General features: G+C 70.9%; 4 protein-coding genes. 1 reads left to right on the forward strand and 3 read right to left on the reverse strand.

Features of this window, described 5'->3' with window-relative positions:
* Positions 1 to 126 precede the first annotated feature (126 nt).
* The 3 genes from VGW35_21210 to VGW35_21220 form a co-directional block, all read right to left on the reverse strand.
* Positions 127 to 1,053, reverse strand: a complete 927-nt coding sequence (locus VGW35_21210; protein ID HEV8310191.1) for an ATP-binding protein — start codon at positions 1,051 to 1,053, stop codon at positions 127 to 129.
* 10 nt (positions 1,054 to 1,063) lie between these two features.
* Entirely contained in the window at positions 1,064 to 1,591 is a 528-nt protein-coding gene (locus tag VGW35_21215; GenBank protein ID HEV8310192.1) for a bifunctional nuclease family protein, read from the reverse strand.
* A gap of 305 nt (positions 1,592 to 1,896) precedes the next feature.
* Positions 1,897 to 3,069, reverse strand: a complete 1,173-nt coding sequence (locus VGW35_21220; GenBank protein ID HEV8310193.1) for an MFS transporter — start codon at positions 3,067 to 3,069, stop codon at positions 1,897 to 1,899.
* A gap of 74 nt (positions 3,070 to 3,143) precedes the next feature.
* Between VGW35_21220 and VGW35_21225 the strand changes: the two genes are divergently transcribed.
* Positions 3,144 to 4,180 (forward strand): cyclic nucleotide-gated ion channel (locus tag VGW35_21225; GenBank protein HEV8310194.1); only part of this gene is annotated, 1,037 nt, incomplete at its 3' end.

A 4,180-nucleotide genomic window follows, 5' to 3' on the forward strand; every position in this document is an offset into this window, starting at 1 on the left:
CCCCCCTCCGACGGCCCTCCCGGCAAAGCCGGGCCCTTCGCCATTCGGCGAAGGGATCGGGTCTGCCTCCCCCCGAGAGACCGGCGAACGGGCGCCGCGCCGCGGAAATCATGTCACGGTGCACGGCTAGAGGTATTGGCCGTAGCGGATCTTCACCACCACGTCCCGCACGCGTCGGAAGTCGTCCACCGCGCGCCCGATCTCCCCGGTCGTCACGCGCCCGGGCTCGGCACCGGAGCCGGCCAGCTGGACCTTGGCCTCGAGGGCGCGCCGTATCACCTCGGACACCTCGCCGCCGCTCATCCCGATCAGCCGCGGCACGAGCACGTCGTAGTCCAGCGCCTCGAAGAGCGGCCGCTGCGCAACCATCTCGGCGCGGCGGCGGACGATGTCGATGATCTGGCGCAGCGCGGGAGCCTCGGGCAGCGGCACCTCGATCAGATGATCGAGACGGCCGGGGGCGATGAGGGGGGACTCGATCCCGTCCGGCCGACTCGTGGATGCCAGCACGAGGAGCGACGGAAAGGCCGCCAGCCCGTCGAGCAGCTCGCACAGGTTGCTCACGAGCGGCCCGGCGGCCTCCCGCGCGCGCTCGGGTGGCAGCAGATGCTCGAGCGAGAGGGCATCGGCGTCGTCGAAGAAGATGACACCCTTTCCTTCCGCGGCGGCGAGCTGGAAGACCTCCTTGATGACCTCGGCGGCGTTCGGTCCCACCTTCGACGTCAGCGTGGTGAGACGGAGATGGTAGAAGAGCGCTCCCGAGATCGTGGCCAGAGCCTTGGCCAGGAGCGTCTTGCCGTTGCCCGGCGGCCCGTAGAGCAGCCCGCCCCGCGGCGGGTCGATCCCCCACTTGCGGTAGAGCTCGGGCATGCGGAGGGTGTAGGAGAGACTCGAGATCGCGTCCTTGGCCGGCTCGGCGCCGCCGATCATGTCGAAGGTCACCTCGGGCCGGGGCGCCACCTCCACCCGTCCGCGGAGGTCGCCGTACTTCCCCTCCAGCTTGGCGATCAGGTCGTCGAGGCGGCGCTGAACCGTCCACTCGAGGGCCGGCACGGCTCGTCGCTCAGAAATGCGGCGTCGGGCCGACCTTCGGCATCACGCGCTCGGCCTTCTCGAAGACCCGATCCTCCACCAGGATCGGCACCTTGGCCCGGAGCGCGAGGGCGATGGCGTCCGACGGCCGGGAGTCGATCTTCAGCGTGGTGCCCTGGGCGTCGAGGTGCAGTAGCGCGTAGTAGACGTCGTTCCGGAGATCCGTGATCACGATGCGCTGGAGCGAGGCCTTGAGGTCGGTGAGCAGGGTCAGCATGAGGTCGTGGGTCAGCGGGCGAGGCGGCGTGACACCCTGGAGCGGAATGGCGATGCCGTTGGCCTCGAAGTGGCCGATCGTCATGACGAGGTTGCGCTTGTCGCGCTTGCCCTGCAGGACGACCAGGGGCTGGCGGGACTGGGGATCGAGGAGGACCCCGGTCACCTCGGCTTCCTGGGGGCCGGAGCCGGGCGGCGCCTTCTCGGGGGTCTCCTTGGCCCCGACGGTCAGCAGGCCGATCGTCAAGAGCACCCCGACGGTGGCCGCTCTGCCGACACGCATGGCCCTGCTCCTTCCCGGCGAGCCGACGGTCTCCGTCGCCACGCCTACGGCGCCGCGGCCGCCGCTCTCGCCCCTCACGGTCGGCTGCCGCGCCGCACCGCCAGTATACACACGGGGTATGAGCCTTTCCTAGTGCGGGGCCAACTGATTTCCTCGGAGGGGGCCTCTACGGCCCCCTCCGAGGCCTCCCCCAAGGACCGTTGCGGCGGCAAAGCCGCCGCTCGGAGCGGAACACCAACCGTCAGCGGTGGGGCAATCCGCGGTGCATGATCGCTCCCGACAGGCACCTTGCGACCCCTGGACTGTCAGCGTGGCAGGCGCACCGCCAGCACACAGGCGCCGCCCAGGCAGACGGTCAGGACGGCGAACATGACGCTGTAGCCCAGGACGTGGGCCAGGTAGCCGAAGCACATGGCGCCGGCGGCGTTCCCGGCAAGGATGAACGCGCTGAACACCCCGATCATCCGGCCCCGGCGCTCCTCCGGCGTCACGTCCATCACGAGCGCGGTCAGGGCCGGGTAGAGGAACCCGTGGGCCGCCCCCGCCATGATGCCGGCGAGGATGAAGATGGGCAGGGCGGAGAGCCCGGTCCAGGCGACCAGCGGGCTGCCTGCGGCCAGGAGCGCCGCCGCTCCCGCCTGCAGACCGAGCGCCGGGATGATGATCGGCCGCCGGCCCAGGGTGTCGATCAACCGTCCTCCGAACACACGCACGCCCATGGCGGCCAGCGAATAGGCCACGGCGAACAGCCCGATTCGCGCCACCCCGAGGGCCGAGGCATGGGTGGGGAAGAAGGTGAAGACCGTCCCGAGCCCGAGGCCGAAGATGAAGCCGAGCGCCATCGGAAGCCGGGGCGCGGTCAGGACGGCACCGACCAGCCCGGCCAGCCCTTCCCCGTCGTCGCGCGGCAGCGACGCTGGCTCCTCGACGCGGCTCGAGACGAGCAGGGCGGCGGTGGCGACCGCGGCCGTCGCCGCGAAGAAGACCGGGAACCCGAAGGCCCGCACCACGATCTCGCCGAGCGCCGGACCCGCGGCCGTCGAGATCAGCCCGGACACTCCGAAAATCCCGAGGGCCTCCCCGCGCCGGTCGGCCGGCACCAGGTCCACCACGACGGTGAAGTTCGCCACGAAGTACATCGAGTAGGCGAGGCCCTGCAGGATCCGCAGCACGGGAAAGAGCACCAGGGCGTCGGGGGCGGCGCTGAAGGCGAGCGCGGCCGCCACCGCCACCGCCGCGCCGCCCACCATGAACGGACGCCGGCCGGCTCGGTCCACCCAGGCTCCGACCACGGGCTGACAGAAGATCGCGGTGGCGCTGTAGAGACCCATGATGAGCCCGAACTGGGCCTCGGTCGCCCCGAGCTCTTTGAGGTGGAGCGGCAAGAGAAAGAAGGCCGAGAGATTCGTGAAGAACAGGAAGTTGCCGACCGCCGCCTGCAGGAAGGCGGGGGTGAGGATGGGGGACGAGGGCGGCATACCGAGCCGCATTGTAGCCCGGCAGACATTTCTTGACCCCCCGAGAGGGGCCGAGCTAAGCTCGGCGCACGACCGTGGTCGACGAACCGACGGCGCGCTTGCGGCTCGGCCCCGCCGCCAACATCCTGCTGATCGGGGTGATCGTCGGGAGCGTCGCCGGTGCCGTTCTGGAGACGGCCGAGCCGTTCGCCGGCCGCCACCGCGCCTGGCTGCGGTTCCTCGAGCTGGTGACGCTCGTGGTGTTCACCGCCGAGTACGTCGTCCGCCTGTGGCGCGCGTCCAGTGACGAGCCGGGCGGCGCCGCGCCCTGGCGAGCCCGCCTCCGCTACGCCGCGTCGCCGCTCGGGCTCATCGACCTGGTGGCCATCCTCCCGCTGGTAGCGCCGGTGCTTCCCCTCGGCCCCGACGGGCTGCGCGTCCTGCGGCTGGTCCGGCTCCTCAAGCTGGCGCGCTACGCGCCGGCTCTGTCGCTCTTCGCGGCGGTGCTCCGCAACGAGAGCCGGCCGCTGCTGGCGGCGCTCATGGTCATGGTGGTGCTGCTCGTGTTCGCATCGGCCGTCATGTTCGGGCTCGAGCGGGAGGCGCAACCCCAGGTCTTCGCCAGCATCCCGCACACCATGTGGTGGACGATCGTGACGATGGCGACCGTGGGCTACGGCGACGTCGTTCCCATCACGGCGGCCGGCAAGCTGTTCGGCGGCATGGTGATGATCCTCGGGATCGCCATGTTCGCGGTCCCGGCCGGCATCCTGGCCACCGGGTTCGCCTCCGAGCTCCGCAAGCGCGACGTCGTCGTCACCTGGCAGACGGTGGCGAAGGTGCCGCTCTTCGCCGAGCTCGACGCCGCCCGCATCGCCGAGATCGCGCGGCTCCTGAAGCGGGAGATCGTGCCGGCCAAGTATGTGGTCGTGCGCCGGGGCGAGCCGGCCGAGGCGATGTTCTTCATCATGTCCGGCGAGCTCGAGGTCGACCTCCAACCCCAGCCGCGGCGCATGGGACCCGGCCACTACTTCGGCGAGATCGCCTTGCTCCGGGACACCGTGCGTACCGCGACCGTGACCACCATCACCGAGTGCCAGCTGCTCACGCTCGATGTGGCGGACTTCCGGCG

The organism is Candidatus Methylomirabilota bacterium (assembly GCA_036005065.1).
Taxonomy (GTDB): Bacteria; Methylomirabilota; Methylomirabilia; order Rokubacteriales; family DASRDR01; genus DASYQW01.

Coding starts and splice junctions, on each gene's coding strand:
- VGW35_21215 (HEV8310192.1), bottom strand. CDS start 1,591: ATGCGTGTCGGCAGAGCGGCCACCGTCGGGGTGCTCTTGACGATCGGC.
- VGW35_21220 (HEV8310193.1), bottom strand. CDS start 3,069: ATGCCGCCCTCGTCCCCCATCCTCACCCCCGCCTTCCTGCAGGCGGCG.